At 38.5% G+C, this 14,750-nt stretch carries 14 protein-coding genes; all 14 read left to right on the plus strand.

The genetic code is table 11. The features are described 5' to 3' along the window. Positions 1 to 231 precede the first annotated feature (231 nt). The 14 genes from rimM to xerC all read left to right on the plus strand — a co-directional run bounded on the left by rimM (position 232) and on the right by xerC (position 14,742). The gene (gene rimM / locus AC6BKE_RS12225) at positions 232 to 747 is read left to right on the plus strand and encodes a ribosome maturation factor RimM (RefSeq protein ID WP_036124784.1); all 516 of its coding nucleotides are present in this window, start codon (positions 232 to 234) and stop codon (positions 745 to 747) included. Next, positions 747 to 1,484: a tRNA (guanosine(37)-N1)-methyltransferase TrmD gene (gene trmD, locus AC6BKE_RS12230; protein WP_036124836.1), complete on the plus strand. Its 738-nt coding sequence runs from the start codon at positions 747 to 749 to the stop codon at positions 1,482 to 1,484. The genes rimM and trmD overlap by 1 nt, the downstream gene beginning before the upstream one ends. 116 nt (positions 1,485 to 1,600) lie before the next feature. Beyond that, entirely contained in the window at positions 1,601 to 1,945 is a 345-nt protein-coding gene (gene rplS, locus AC6BKE_RS12235; protein WP_036124783.1) for a 50S ribosomal protein L19, read from the plus strand. Positions 1,946 to 2,050: 105 nt separating this feature from the next. Continuing rightward, entirely contained in the window at positions 2,051 to 2,614 is a 564-nt protein-coding gene (gene lepB / locus AC6BKE_RS12240; RefSeq protein WP_036124779.1) for a signal peptidase I, read from the plus strand. 57 nt (positions 2,615 to 2,671) lie between these two features. Further along, positions 2,672 to 3,547, plus strand: a complete 876-nt coding sequence (gene ylqF, locus AC6BKE_RS12245) for a ribosome biogenesis GTPase YlqF (RefSeq protein WP_036124777.1) — start codon at positions 2,672 to 2,674, stop codon at positions 3,545 to 3,547. Between the two features lie 165 nt (positions 3,548 to 3,712). Further along, entirely contained in the window at positions 3,713 to 4,474 is a 762-nt protein-coding gene (gene rnhB / locus AC6BKE_RS12250; RefSeq protein WP_499856876.1) for a ribonuclease HII, read from the plus strand. A 54-nt stretch (positions 4,475 to 4,528) separates the two neighbouring features. After that, a complete protein-coding gene (locus AC6BKE_RS12255; RefSeq protein WP_499856877.1) occupies positions 4,529 to 6,418 on the plus strand; it encodes a TP0910 N-terminal domain-containing protein in 1,890 nt (629 codons plus the stop codon). Then, the gene (locus AC6BKE_RS12260; protein WP_036124770.1) at positions 6,415 to 6,717 is read left to right on the plus strand and encodes an EscU/YscU/HrcU family type III secretion system export apparatus switch protein; all 303 of its coding nucleotides are present in this window, start codon (positions 6,415 to 6,417) and stop codon (positions 6,715 to 6,717) included. Before AC6BKE_RS12255 ends, AC6BKE_RS12260 begins: the two co-directional genes overlap by 4 nt. Before the next feature lie 161 nt (positions 6,718 to 6,878). Then, the gene (gene sucC, locus AC6BKE_RS12265) at positions 6,879 to 8,039 is read left to right on the plus strand and encodes an ADP-forming succinate--CoA ligase subunit beta (protein WP_036124767.1); all 1,161 of its coding nucleotides are present in this window, start codon (positions 6,879 to 6,881) and stop codon (positions 8,037 to 8,039) included. Positions 8,040 to 8,058: 19 nt separating this feature from the next. Then, complete coding sequence (gene sucD / locus AC6BKE_RS12270) at positions 8,059 to 8,961, plus strand: succinate--CoA ligase subunit alpha (RefSeq protein WP_036124765.1); 903 nt, start codon at positions 8,059 to 8,061, stop codon at positions 8,959 to 8,961. 193 nt (positions 8,962 to 9,154) lie between these two features. After that, the gene (gene dprA, locus AC6BKE_RS12275; protein ID WP_089931996.1) at positions 9,155 to 10,051 is read left to right on the plus strand and encodes a DNA-processing protein DprA; all 897 of its coding nucleotides are present in this window, start codon (positions 9,155 to 9,157) and stop codon (positions 10,049 to 10,051) included. Positions 10,052 to 10,143: 92 nt separating this feature from the next. After that, a complete protein-coding gene (topA, locus tag AC6BKE_RS12280) occupies positions 10,144 to 12,222 on the plus strand; it encodes a type I DNA topoisomerase (protein WP_036124760.1) in 2,079 nt (692 codons plus the stop codon). Positions 12,223 to 12,241: 19 nt separating this feature from the next. Next, positions 12,242 to 13,555 carry an FADH(2)-oxidizing methylenetetrahydrofolate--tRNA-(uracil(54)-C(5))-methyltransferase TrmFO gene (trmFO, locus tag AC6BKE_RS12285; RefSeq protein ID WP_499856878.1) on the plus strand — a complete coding sequence of 438 codons (1,314 nt, stop codon included), beginning with the start codon at positions 12,242 to 12,244 and terminating at the stop codon, positions 13,553 to 13,555. Between the two features lie 287 nt (positions 13,556 to 13,842). After that, positions 13,843 to 14,742: a tyrosine recombinase XerC gene (gene xerC / locus AC6BKE_RS12290; RefSeq protein WP_141903457.1), complete on the plus strand. Its 900-nt coding sequence runs from the start codon at positions 13,843 to 13,845 to the stop codon at positions 14,740 to 14,742. Positions 14,743 to 14,750: the final 8 nt, after the last annotated feature.

Here is a 14,750-nt window from a genome sequence, read left to right on the forward strand (position 1 = left end):
TTTAACAGCAGCATGTATCTAGTACTTCTGTTTAAGCAGAACAGAAAACTGTTATAACGATTACAGCTAAAGGGTATTGCTTATATTAATAATGACAAGACAAATCAGTCTTAGCTAAAACGACATTCTTCCAAGCATATCTGTAAGCGGTGATAAATGAGCGAACGGTAGCTATTTATTTGGTGAGCAGGATGCTTTATGGAGAGAAGTTTTTTACGAGGTGAAAGTTGAATGGAATGGTTTAATGTAGGTCGTATTGTCAATACACACGGTATTCGTGGTGAGATACGTGTATTATCGACAACAGACTTTGAAGAAGAGCGTTTTGCAGTAGGAAATAAACTTGCTGCCTTTAAAAAAGACGATAAGAAGCCAACCTGGGTAACGATTGGTTCGGTGCGTCGTCATAAAAACTTTATTCTTTTAACTTTTGAAGGCATGAACAATATCAACTTGGTTGAGCCGTTTAAAGAAGGCATGCTGAAAGTAACAAAAGATCAAATGACAGATGATCTACTTGCAGAAAATGAATTCTTTTTCCATGAAATAATAGGCTGCACAGTTATTTCTGAAGAGGGCGAAACAATTGGTGTTGTGGCAGATATCCTGCAAACAGGAGCAAACGATGTATGGGTAGTTAAAGGCTCGAAGAAAGAGCATTATATCCCTTATATCGAAGATATCGTAAAAGATATTGATGTTGTAGATAAAAAAATTATCATCCATGTAATGGAAGGCTTATTATGATGAACATTCATGTATTAAGCCTGTTCCCTGATATGTTCTCAGGCGTTTTTGGTGCATCTATTTTAAAGAAAGCGCAAGAAAAAGGTGCTGTAAAGCTAGAGGTCACGGATATTCGTACATTTTCAGGGAACAAACACAAGCAAGTCGATGACTATCCATATGGTGGTGGTGCGGGTATGGTTTTAAAGCCTGAACCTATGTTTAGTGCAGTGGAGGCCATCACTGCTGGCAAACAACCACGTATCATTTTAATGTGTCCTCAAGGTGAACGATTCACCCAGAAAAAAGCAGAAGAGCTAGCACAAGAAACGGAGTTAGTGTTCTTATGTGGTCATTATGAAGGCTATGATGAGCGTATACGTCAGCACCTCGTGACAGACGAGATTTCCATTGGCGATTTCGTGTTAACCGGTGGGGAATTAGGCGCTATGACTGTTATTGATAGCGTAGTTCGATTGTTGCCTGGTGTCTTAGGGCAAGAGAATTCGCATATCCAGGATTCTTTTTCAACGGGTCTACTTGAGCATCCACATTATACACGACCTGCGGAGTTTCGTGGGATGAAGGTACCTGATGTTTTAGTATCGGGGAATCACGCTAGAATCGAGCAATGGCGAGAGGAACAATCGCTGAAAAGAACTTTTGAGCGCCGTCCTGACTTATTGGAGCATTATCCATTAACAGACAAGCAAAAATTGTATCTAGAAAAACTAAAAAACAATCATCAAGATGCTTGATTGCCTGCTCTATTTATGATAACATCTAATCTGTACTTCTATGTGAAGTGCTGAATTACGGTGTTCCGCTGTGGCATAGATTGCGTGCAAGAGCATCTGTCTAAGGAGAGAAAACAATGTCAAACATTATTACAGAAATTACAAAAGCTCAGCTTCGCACTGATCTACCAACTTTCCGTCCTGGTGATACTGTTAAGGTACACGTGAAAGTAGTAGAGGGTACTCGTGAACGTATCCAACTTTTCGAAGGTGTAGTAATTAAACGTCGTGGTGGCGGTATTAGCGAAACTTTCACAGTTCGTAAAATTTCTTACGGTGTAGGTGTTGAGCGTACATTCCCTGTACACACACCAAAAATCGCTAACTTAGAAGTTGTACGTCGTGGTAAAGTACGTCGTGCTAAACTTTACTACCTACGTAACCTACGTGGTAAAGCTGCTCGTATTAAAGAAATTCGATAATTATGACTTAAAAGTGAGGGGCTTGTGTTCAAGCCCCTTTTCTTTTTGCTTGTCATCTTTATTCACTATCATCTAAAATAGTGTTAGACAAGGGGGCAATTCTCAATGGAAAAACAAGTGAAAGAAAAGAATGAATTATGGGAATGGACAAAAGCACTATTAATTGCATTTGCGATTGCTGCAGTGATTCGATATTTTTTATTTACACCCATTGCAGTTGATGGAGAGTCCATGATGCCAACCCTTGAAGATGGCGACCGGATGATTGTGAATAAGATTGGTTATAAAATAGGTGAACCAAAGCGTTTTGATATCGTTGTATTTCATGCACCTGAACAAAAAAATTACATAAAGCGTGTAATAGGACTGCCAGGAGATACGCTGGAATATAAGGACGATCAATTATATATTAATGGTGAACCAATAGATGAGCCCTATTTAGATGCATATAAAGCGCAAATTGCTGGGGGGACCCTAACAGAAGACTTTACCTTAAAAGATATTGATGTTTCCGTGGATACTATTCCAGAAGGATATGTTTTTGTCATGGGGGATAACCGTCGAAATAGTAAAGATAGTCGTCATATTGGCCTTGTTGAACAAAAGGAAATTATTGGTAATACAAGTTTGATTTTCTGGCCATTTAGTGACATAAAAATTGTAAAGTAATGCAAGAAAGGGAGAGCTTAATCACTCCCTTTTTCTTTTAGTTTAGGAGGTATAGCTATGACAATACAATGGTTTCCAGGGCATATGGCGAAAGCCCGACGTGAAGTAACGGAAAAATTAAAGCTTGTCGATATTATATTTGAATTAATAGATGCACGTTTACCGCTATCCTCACGTAATCCGATGATCGACGAAGTGATTAACCAAAAACCACGTCTTTTAATTTTAAATAAAGCGGATATGGCAGATGAGCAAGAAACACGTAAATGGGTAGAATATTTTGCACAACGTGGTCATAAAGCCGTAGCCATAAACTCACTTGAGGGTAAGGGCTTACAGCAAGTAACAAAAGCGGCGCAAGAAATTTTAAAAGAGAAATTTGATCGCATGAAGGCGCGAGGTATGAAACCTAGAGCTATTCGTGCCATGATTGTTGGAATACCTAACGTAGGGAAATCCACACTGATTAATCGCTTGGCGAAAAAAAATATCGCTAAAACTGGAAATACACCAGGTGTAACAAAAGCACAGCAATGGATTAAAGTTGGTAAAGAGCTAGAGCTACTGGATACACCAGGTATTTTATGGCCAAAATTTGAAGATCAAGAAGTAGGCTTTAAATTAGCTTTAACTGGTGCGATTAAGGATACCATCACAAATATGGAAGATTTAGCTGTCTATGGCTTGCGTTTCTTATCCGATCATTATCCAAAGCGTATGGAGGAACGTTATGGTTTCGAATTTATCCATGAGGAGCTAGTGGATACTTTTGATCATATTGGCAAGCTACGCCGTGTATTTGGACCTGGCGGAGAAATTGATTATGATCAAGTAGCACAGCTGATTGTTCGAGATATACGCGGCTTACAATTAGGCAAACTGACCTTTGATTTTGTTGATGAACAGCTAAAAAAAGAGGCTGAACAATTATAAGTATTGAAACTGTCACATGTTCTTTTGTGACAGTTTTTCTTTTAGGAATGAATTTTCTTACCGATAATGACTATAGAGAGGAAAATAGTTTTCAAGTGAATGAGACTACATAAAGAACTGAACATGATATAGTTTTATTGAGTAGAAGCAAGAAGGAGCACTTAAATGAAAACCATTAAAGAAATTAACACTGCATTGAAAGGTGCAGAAGAATGGCAAGATTGGATGATAGAAATAGCAACGGATGAAAGAACAGGTGTACAGAAGGCGTGGCATACTTGGCAAAAACGACAAGATAAAAAACGTCAATTACTGCAAGAACATCAAGCGAAAGTAGCATTTGATTTAAGCTATGGGAGTATCGATACATTGGTTGCGGGTGTAGATGAAGCAGGACGTGGACCATTAGCGGGACCTGTTGTGACAGCAGCTGTTATTTTACCTACAAATTGTGAGGCCCTTGTTGGTCTGAATGATTCAAAGCAATTATCAAAGGAGAAACGAAACGCCTTTGCAACGTTAATTAAAGAGCATGCCATTAGTTATTTTGTTCATGTCCAATCCGCTCAGCAAATCGATGCACTGAATATATACGAGGCAACCAAACAATCTATGAAAGTAAGTGTAGAATCATTGGCGACAAAGCCTGATGTAGTTTTAGTAGATGCTATGACATTACCCATTTCGATTCCTCAGGATTCAATTATCAAAGGGGATGCCAAGAGCTTAGCAATCGCAGCTGCCTCCATTCTAGCTAAAACAGCCCGAGACGATTATATGGAGCAACTAGACAAAGAATTTCCTATGTATGGCTTTGGGCAACATGCAGGCTATGGGACAAAGCAACATTTAAATGCATTGGAAGAATATGGACCAACAATTCACCATCGTAAATCATTTGAACCGATAAAATCAATGATTCAATAAAGCTACAGAATGGGACAATGACACGAGAGAGTAATTGATGAAAGGAGTATGTATATGTCAGCCACATCATTTAATCCGATTCAACTACAACAAAATGCCATGATTTCAGCAAATCAGCCACTTGCTTTAAAGCAGGGACAAGTATTTCACGGTACCATTAAGCAATTATATCCAGATCAAATGGCAGAAATACAAGTAGGTAATCAAAAATTTATAGCGAAACTTGAAGTACCGTTAAAGACGGGTGATGCCCATTTCTTTCAGGTAACAGGAACAAATCCACAAACCGAATTAAAAGTGGTTACAGGACCAATGGCACAAGCATCTTCTCCAAATCAACAAATCAATCAGCTACTAGAATCCATGAATTTGCCTAAAACAGCAGAGATGCAGCAATTGCTAGGACATTTTATGAAGGAACAGTTACCTATTTCAAAAGAGCAATTAATGCAGGCAGAAATGTGGCTAAAGGCATTACCAGAAGGCATTTCAAAAGCGGATGCACTACAGGTCATTCAAAAAATGATAGAGCTTAAAATGCCAATGACGAATGATGTTTTTCAAGCCTTACTAAGTGGACAAAAAACATCTGGTATGGCGATGACTATGGATAATTTTGCACAGCTTTTAGCAAGGGATACTACTTTATCTGAAGTGCTTAAGCAAAATTTGATGCAGCAGGTACAAGCGATTGCTAAACCTTTTGAAATAGAAACAGGCAGTCTGATTTTAGCTAGAGCGATACAGAGCTTAACAAATGATGCTGCTGCGATGAGTGAAAAAATGCAAGCCTTAACAATTTTAAAGGAAGCAGGCATACTGCCACAACAAGCGACATGGCAAAACTGGGCGAATATCAATGATCCTAAAGCGGCACAACCAATGCAGCAGGCTGGCCAAGTTGTACAAACGATCCTTGCATCAAAGCCTGAAAATGTAAGTCAGCTAATTGAACAGTTGAAATCATGGACAGCCAACCAAAATTTCTTAACAAATGAACAAAAACTACAGCTCAATCAGTTAATGGATCGTTTTAATCAATTACCAGTATCGAAGCAAACATTAGAAATTTTTGCTAAACAAATGCAGGAGCAGTTAATAAAAGCGTTTGCTCAAAATACTGCTGATCGTTTATTTACACAGGATGCTAATGCATTGTCTAGCAAGGAACATTTGCTATCTCTTATAAGGCAAGAAGCGACGACTCCATTACAAAATGAAGCACTGATGCGTAACCTTGTTAAAACTAGTGTTGAATCACCGCAACCGATGATTCAACAAATAGTGACACAAGCTGATGCACTTGTACAAAATTCGGTGGATAGTAAGGCGATGCAGCATGCCCTTAAAACGGTGTTAAAAAATTTAGGGATTAGCTATGAGGCGACATTGGGGAACAAATCAGCAGATATACAAATGATTACCCATCAATTAAAGCCACAGCTCCACACATTATTGCAGGAAAGTAATATTACACCACAATTGAGAGAAGCGGCAGAAATGTTGATGACGCGTATGAATGGTATGCAGCTATCTTCAGGAGAAAATGGCCATCAACATCAGCTCATTATGCAAGTCCCGCTTGAATTTTTCGGCAAAAAGATGGATGCAACATTACAGTGGAATGGTCGCATGAAGGAAGATGGCAAAATTGATGCCAATTATGCACGCGTATTATTTTATTTACAGATGGCATCCATGCAAGAAACGGTAATTGATATGCAGGTTCAAAATAGAGTAGTTACAGTAACGATATTTAATGAAAATTCGGATATTCAGCCACTTGCGGAGCCATTAAAGGCTGCCTTGAAAATGGGATTGGCAGAAAAGGATTATCAACTATCAGGTGTTTTTATTAAACAATTTGACAAGGGGCAAACAGAAAAAGGAAGTACTGTAGTAGAACAGCGAGAGGAGCAGAGTGGGGTGGATATCCGCGTATGAGCGAAGAAAAATTTACTCGAAAAGAAGCAATTGCACTTACCTATAAACTTGGACAAATGGATAGTCCGACTGTTGTAGCAAAGGGAAAAGGGAAAATTGCCGAGAATATTTTGGCACGTGCAAATGAGCATAATGTGCCGATTTATGAGGATCCTAACCTTGTGCAGTTGCTTGGTCAATTAGATTTAAACGAGTCTATTCCAGAAGAATTATATCAGGCGGTTTCGGAGGTTTTTGCTTTTATTTATCGTTTAGATCAACAACATGCGCAAAAATACAGAAAAAATGAAGTATTCTGACTGTTTTGCAAGCTGTTTTAGTACACAAAATAGAAAAAAGCGTCATAATAAGAGAGAAAATTCGAACTAAAGACAAAGTGTAGACTTTATCAGAATGTTTCGTTAGAATAGTCTATGTTAGTAAAACAATTCTATGCAAATGTTTGATGGGAGGATGTATTATGAATATCCATGAATATCAAGGGAAAGAGATTCTGAGAAAATATGGTGTAGCAGTACCAAACGGAAAAGTTGCTTTTTCCCCTGATGAAGCAGTAAAAGTAGCGAAAGAACTTGGCTCAAACGTAACAGTTGTCAAGGCGCAAATTCATGCAGGTGGTCGCGGTAAAGCAGGCGGTGTAAAAATCGCTAAAAATCTTGACGAGGTGCGCACATACGCAAAAGAGTTATTAGGGAAAATTTTAGTGACTCATCAAACAGGTCCAGAAGGAAAAGAAGTAAAACGTTTGTATATTGAAGAGGGTTCTGATATCCAAAAAGAATACTATTTAAGTCTAGTATTAGACCGTGCCACATCTCGTGTTACGATGATGGGATCTGAAGAAGGCGGTATGGATATTGAAGAAGTTGCGGAAACAAATCCGGAAAAAATCTTCAAAGAAGTAGTAGATCCTGTAGTTGGATTAACAAGCTTCCAAGCACGTCGTATGGCGTTTAATATGAATATTCCAGCAAACCTTGTGGGGAAAGCTGTTAAATTAATGTTAGGCTTATATCAAGCATTTATCGACAAAGATGCATCAATTGTAGAAATTAATCCACTTGTAGTAACTGGACAAGGTGATGTAGTGGCATTAGATGCTAAATTCAATTTTGATGCCAATGCATTATATAGACATAAGGATATTGTCGAATTACGCGATTTCGACGAGGAAGATCCAAAAGAAATCGAAGCATCCAAATATGATTTAAGCTATATTTCATTAGAGGGTAACATTGGCTGTATGGTTAATGGTGCTGGTCTTGCTATGGCAACTATGGATACAATTAGCTATTATGGCGGTAGCCCTGCTAACTTCCTAGATGTAGGGGGCGGTGCAACAGCTGAAAAAGTAACAGAGGCTTTCAAAATTATCCTTTCTGATTCAAACGTAAAAGGCATTTTCGTAAACATTTTTGGCGGAATTATGAAGTGTAACATTATCGCTGAGGGTGTTGTAACGGCTGCTAAAGAAATCGGTTTAGCTGTGCCATTAGTTGTACGTTTAGAAGGTACAAATGTAGAACTTGGAAAAGAAATTTTAAATGCGTCTGGTTTAAACATCGTTGCAGCGGATTCAATGGCTGACGGTGCACAAAAAATTGTGGGACTAGTAGGCTAAGGAAGGCAGGGAGAGAACAATGGCTGTATTTATTAACAAAGATACGAAGGTAATTGTACAAGGGATCACGGGCGAAACAGCTCTTTTCCATACGAAGCAAATGCTTGAGTATGGCACAAAAATCGTAGCAGGTGTAACACCAGGTAAAGGTGGACTTGAGATCGAAGGAGTTCCTGTTTTCAATACAGTAGCAGAAGCTGTAGCTGTAACAGGTGCTACAACTTCAGTTATCTATGTACCTGCACCATTTGCGGCAGATGCAATTTTAGAAGCTGTTGATGCTGAATTAGAATTAACGATCTGTATCACAGAGCACATTCCTGTCCTTGATATGGTGAAAGTTAAACGTTATATGGAAGGTAAAAAGACTCGCTTAGTAGGTCCAAACTGTCCAGGTGTTATTACAGCTGATGAATGTAAAATTGGTATCATGCCAGGTTACATTCATACAAAAGGCCATGTAGGAGTAGTTTCTCGTTCTGGTACATTAACATATGAAGCAGTACACCAATTAACGCAAGCTGGTATTGGTCAAACAACAGCTGTAGGTATCGGTGGAGACCCTGTCAACGGTACAAACTTCATTGATGTTCTTGAAGCGTTTAATAATGATCCAGAAACTTACGCAGTAGTTATGATTGGTGAAATCGGCGGTACGGCTGAAGAAGAAGCAGCTGAATGGATTAAAGCAAATATGACAAAACCTGTTGTAGGCTTTATTGGTGGACAAACTGCCCCTCCAGGAAAACGTATGGGTCACGCTGGTGCGATCATTTCTGGTGGTAAAGGAACAGCAGCTGAGAAAATTAAAGCAATGAACGCTGCTGGTATCGAAGTTGCAGAAACACCTTCTGTCATTGGTGAAACATTGATTAAAGTAATTAAAGAAAAAGGGCTATACGAAAAGTGTAAAACCCATTAAAATGGAAGATGTAGCTATTGCGGCTACATCTTTTTCATTATTTACACGCTGCTATCATATTTCATGAAACAAATTCCTACTTACTTATGAAAAAAACGACAATTTTATGGCAGATGTATAAATAATGATGAAAAGTTGTGTTGCATTATCATGCGGTCATTTAATTTCTTCTATTATAAAGGAGGTTTATTGAATGATCCTAGCAGTAGATACACAGAGATTACTAGCTTTGCATTATATATACCCGTTACCTCTTCAGAAATTTCAACAATTATTGTCCCCGGTAAATATGTTAAGCTCTTTTGAAGACATTCATCATGATGAAATAGCGAAAATTCTACAAATATCGGCACAAAAAGCATATCAACTCTCTCAAAGTTTTCGACAAATTATGATAAAACCTTTTGGTGCTGCGTATGCACAGGCCAATATTGTCCCCATACCGTTTTATCATCCATATTTCCCGGCGCAATTATTTGAAATATCCAATCCACCTACTGTATTGTATGTGAAAGGTCAGTATTCTCTGTTAACAAATAACAAACAGATAGCTATTATAGGCTCTAGGAAGGCTACAGCGTATTCTAAGAGGGCGATGGACCTCATAGTACCGCCTCTTGTTCAAAGTGGTTATACGGTCGTTAGTGGGCTTGCTAGAGGTGCTGATACAATAGCACATAGGGCAACAATTGATATGGGTGGTCACACAATTGCTGTACTTGGACATGGTTTTAATTATCTCTACCCAGCAGAAAATCAGATTCTTGCTAAACAAATGGCAGAGCACCAGCTATTAATAACGGAATATCCCCCTCATATAAAGCCTGAAAAATGGCATTTCCCGATGCGTAACCGAATCATTAGTGGTTTATCCCAAGCTTTAGTTGTGACAGAGGCTGCCCTAAAAAGTGGTACGCTTATTACGACAGAGCTCGCATTAGAGCAGGGGAAAGATGTATTTGTGGTGCCTGGACCTATTGATGCGACACAATCTAAGGGGACCAATCAATTACTTTTAGAAGGTGCAATTCCAGTCATGAATGGTCATCAAATCGTTGAAACACTGGATCTCTTTTCTAACAAAAATTGAAAAAAAGTTGCATTATCTTAAAATCTGTTATACATTTTGCAACAGGTAACTTAAAAAAATTAGTAATAGACCTCGCTAAGGGGGAGACATAGATGGCGGATTATTTAGTGATTGTAGAATCACCAGCAAAAGCAAAAACGATTGAACGATATTTAGGAAAGAAATATAAAGTAAAAGCGTCGGTTGGACACGTACGAGATCTTCCACGTAGCCAAATGGGTGTTAGTGCTGAAAATAACTTTGAACCTAAGTATATTACGATACGCGGTAAAGGACCTGTTTTACAGGAATTAAAATCTGCGGCTAAAAAAGTGAAGAAAGTGTATCTAGCGGCCGATCCAGACCGCGAGGGAGAAGCGATTGCTTGGCATCTTGCGACTGCGCTAAATATTGATATTCACTCGGATTGTCGTGTGGTATTTAACGAAATTACCAAAGATGCGATAATAGATTCCTTTAAAAACCCACGTCCAATCAATATGGATTTAGTAGATGCACAACAAACAAGACGTATTCTGGATCGACTTGTCGGCTATAACATTAGTCCGATACTGTGGAAAAAAGTGAAAAAAGGTTTATCTGCAGGTCGTGTACAATCTGTAGCGCTACGTATGATCATTGATCGTGAAAATGAAATTAAAAACTTTAAACCAGAAGAGTATTGGACAATTGAAGGAACGTTTGAAAAAGGTAAAAAAACATTTGATGCGCTTTACTATGGAAATGGTAAAGAAAAAATTAAATTAACAAATGAGGCACAAGTAAAGGCAATATTAAAAGATGTAAAAGGAACAAACTTTGATGTTGTCAATGTTACGAAAAAAGAACGCAAGCGTAATGCTGCACCAGCCTTTACAACATCTTCCTTACAGCAGGAGGCAGCAAGAAAATTAAATTTCCGAGCTAAGAAAACGATGATGCTAGCTCAGCAATTATATGAAGGTATTGATATTGGGAAAAAAGAGGGAACAGTCGGGTTAATCACCTATATGCGTACCGATTCCACACGTATTTCAGATACGGCAAAAGCAGAAGCGGTTACTTATATTGAAGGAAAATATGGCAAAGAATTTATTGCAACAGATATAAAACAAACGAAGAAGGCTTCGAATGCACAGGATGCTCATGAGGCGATCCGTCCAACGAGTACAATGAGAACACCAGAAGAATTAAAAGCAGTTCTTAGTCGTGATCAGTTACGTTTATATCGTTTAATTTGGGAGCGCTTTATCGCGAGCCAAATGGCACCAGCAGTTCTTGATACAGTAGCTGTAGATCTTCAAAATGGTGATGTACTATTTCGTGCGAACGGCTCACAAGTTAAATTCGCAGGCTTTATGAAACTATATATCGAAGGTACCGACGATCAAACAGAGGAGACGACAAAGCTTTTACCTGAGATGGCAATTGGTGATCAAGTAAAATCGCTCGAAATTGAGCCTAAACAACATTTTACACAGCCACCACCACGTTATTCAGAGGCGCGACTTGTTAAAACTATGGAAGAACTAGGCATTGGGCGCCCATCCACATACGCACCGACCCTCGATACAATTCAGCGCCGTGGCTATGTTGTATTAGATGCTAAACGCTTTATGCCAACAGAGCTAGGTGAAATTGTACATCAACTCGTACTAGAATTTTTCCCAGATATCATAAACATCGAATTTACAGCACAAATGGAACAAGATTTAGATGATATTGAAGAAGGCAACCGTCAATGGAAAAGTGTTGTGGAAGAGTTTTATACAGATTTTGAAGTGCATGTAAAACATGCAGATGAAGCTATGGAAAAAGTTGTGATTAAAGATGAGCCTGCTGGAGAGGATTGCGAACTTTGTGGATCTCCTATGGTCTTTAAACTGGGTCGCTATGGTAAATTTATGGCTTGCTCAAACTTCCCAGATTGTAGAAATACAAAAGCTATTATGAAACCAATTGGTGTAAAATGTCCTTCCTGTGAAACAGGCGAAATTGTGGAGCGAAAAAGTAAAACAAAACGTCTATTCTATGGTTGCAATCAGTATCCAGAATGTGAATTTGTATCATGGGACAAGCCAATTAGTAGACCATGTCCAAAATGTAATGCATTATTAGTAGAGAAAAAGATAAAAAAAGGTGTGCAAATTCAATGTACGAAATGTGACTATGAAGAAGCACCAACTCAATGATAGGAAGATGGTAAGAAACATGACTGAACAAGTAGTAAATGTAATAGGAGCAGGTCTTGCTGGTAGTGAAGCTGCATGGCAAATTGCAAAGCGTGGGGTAAAAGTAAGACTTTATGAAATGCGTCCAGTAAAGCAAACTCCGGCACATCATACTGATAAATTTGCAGAGCTTGTTTGTTCTAACTCATTGCGTGCAAATGGTTTAACAAATGCTGTAGGCGTTATTAAAGAAGAGATGCGTACGCTAGATTCGGTTATCTTAAAGGCAGCAGATCAGTGTTCAGTACCAGCTGGAGGTGCATTGGCGGTAGACCGTCATGAATTTGCGGGCTATGTGACAGAGACTGTGAAAAACCATCCACTTGTGGAGGTCATTCATGAAGAAGTCACAGAGATTCCTGAAGGTATAACAGTTATTGCTACAGGTCCACTAACATCAAAAGCTTTAGCTGAAAAAATTCAAGGTTTAACTGGCTTGGATTATTTATACTTCTACGATGCAGCAGCACCTATTATCGAAAAAGATAGCATAGATATGGATAAAGTTTATTTGAAATCTCGTTACGATAAAGGAGAAGCGGCTTATTTAAACTGTCCTATGACAAAGGAAGAATTTGATCGTTTCCGTCAAGCCTTGATCGAAGCAGAAGTTGTGCCATTGAAGGAATTTGAAAGAGAAATTTACTTTGAGGGTTGTATGCCGATTGAAGTTATGGCAGCTCGCGGAGAGAAAACCATGTTATTTGGACCGATGAAACCAGTTGGTCTTGAAGATCCAAAAACAGGAAAACGTCCGTATGCGGTTGTGCAACTTCGTCAAGATGATGCTGCTGGTACCCTTTACAACATTGTAGGCTTCCAAACTCATTTAAAATGGGGTCCACAAAAGGAAGTGCTACAGCTAATTCCAGGGTTAGAGAATGTAGAAATTGTACGTTATGGCGTCATGCACCGAAATACATTCATTAATTCACCAAAAGTTTTAGAAAAAACATATCAGCTTCGTGAGCATAAGAATATTTTCTTTGCAGGTCAAATGACGGGTGTAGAAGGATATGTTGAATCAGCAGGAAGTGGATTAATTGCAGGAATTAATGCAGCTCGTTTAGCACTTGGACAAGAGCCTATTATTTTCCCATTCGAAACGGCATTAGGAAGTATGGCGCGTTATATAACAGAAGCACAGTCGAAAAACTTCCAGCCGATGAACGTTAACTTCGGTATATTCCCTGAATTACCACCTGGTCGTCGTTCAAAACCAGAACGTGCGGAAATGCATGCAACACGCGCAATAAGCTCAATTCGCAATTTTGTGAATTCACAAACAATTTAATTGCAAAAAGCCTCTAAAAGTTGATATACTCTTAGAGGCTTTTTCTTTTTGTAGACAAAATGCTTAATTAGACGTATTTTATTATTTTGTATGAAGATTTTCTCAATTTATAACTAATTACACTTGCTATATTATGAAGATAGGTTTAGTGTCAGTATGTATGTTTATTAATGAAATGAAAAACGATACAAACTTGTAAGAGATGACAAAGAAATATTTATCCGTTATATTACAAGTGTCAGTCATTTGAGAAAATTATTAATAAATCATTGGTGGTGAATCTTTCCATGTTAGTTTCGTCCCAAGATGCACTCGAACAGTTCATGCTTTACATCCAAGTTGAAAAGAACTTCTCTGTTCATACAGTGCGAGAATATGAATCAGACCTGCTAGATTTTTTAACCTTTTTACAAAGAGAGGGCATCGATGATTTAGCGAGTGTTGAATATATACATGCACGTCTTTATGTAACAAAGTTGTACGATGAGAAAAGAGCAAGGGCCTCTATTTCTAGGAAAATTTCCTCGATACGCTCCTTTTTTCGCTTTCTAAATAGACAGTACGGATTAGATGACGGAGCATTTCGTTCTCTTTATCATCCAAAAAAAGAATCACGTTTACCCAATTTTTTCTACGAAGAAGAATTGAAGCAGCTATTTGATGCGAATACTGGTGATGATTTGAAATCATTGAGAAATATAGCTATATTAGAGCTGTTGTATGCGACAGGTATTCGTGTAAGTGAACTGACTTCAATCCAAGTAGAGGATGTAGATTTTCATTATTCGATTATACGGGTAATGGGAAAAGGTCGAAAAGAACGAATTATTCCATTTGGTCAATTTGCGAGTTTAGCAATGCAGGACTACATAGAGCAAGCTCGTCCACGATTGATGAAAAAAACTAGTCACCAGCAGTTGTTTGTCAATATGCGTGGTGGGGAACTTACTCCTCGAGGGGTACGTCATATTTTAAACGAAATGATTGACAAGGCCTCACTCCATACGAAAATTTACCCACACATGCTTCGCCATACTTTTGCCACACATTTATTGAATAATGGCGCAGATTTGCGGACAGTGCAGGAGTTATTAGGTCACTCACATTTATCTTCTACACAAGTTTACACACATGTAACAAAAGAGCATCTTCGTCAAACATATATGAATGCCCATCCAAGGGCATAATAGAGCTA

It is taken from the genome of Lysinibacillus sp. COL-1, assembly GCF_059814265.1.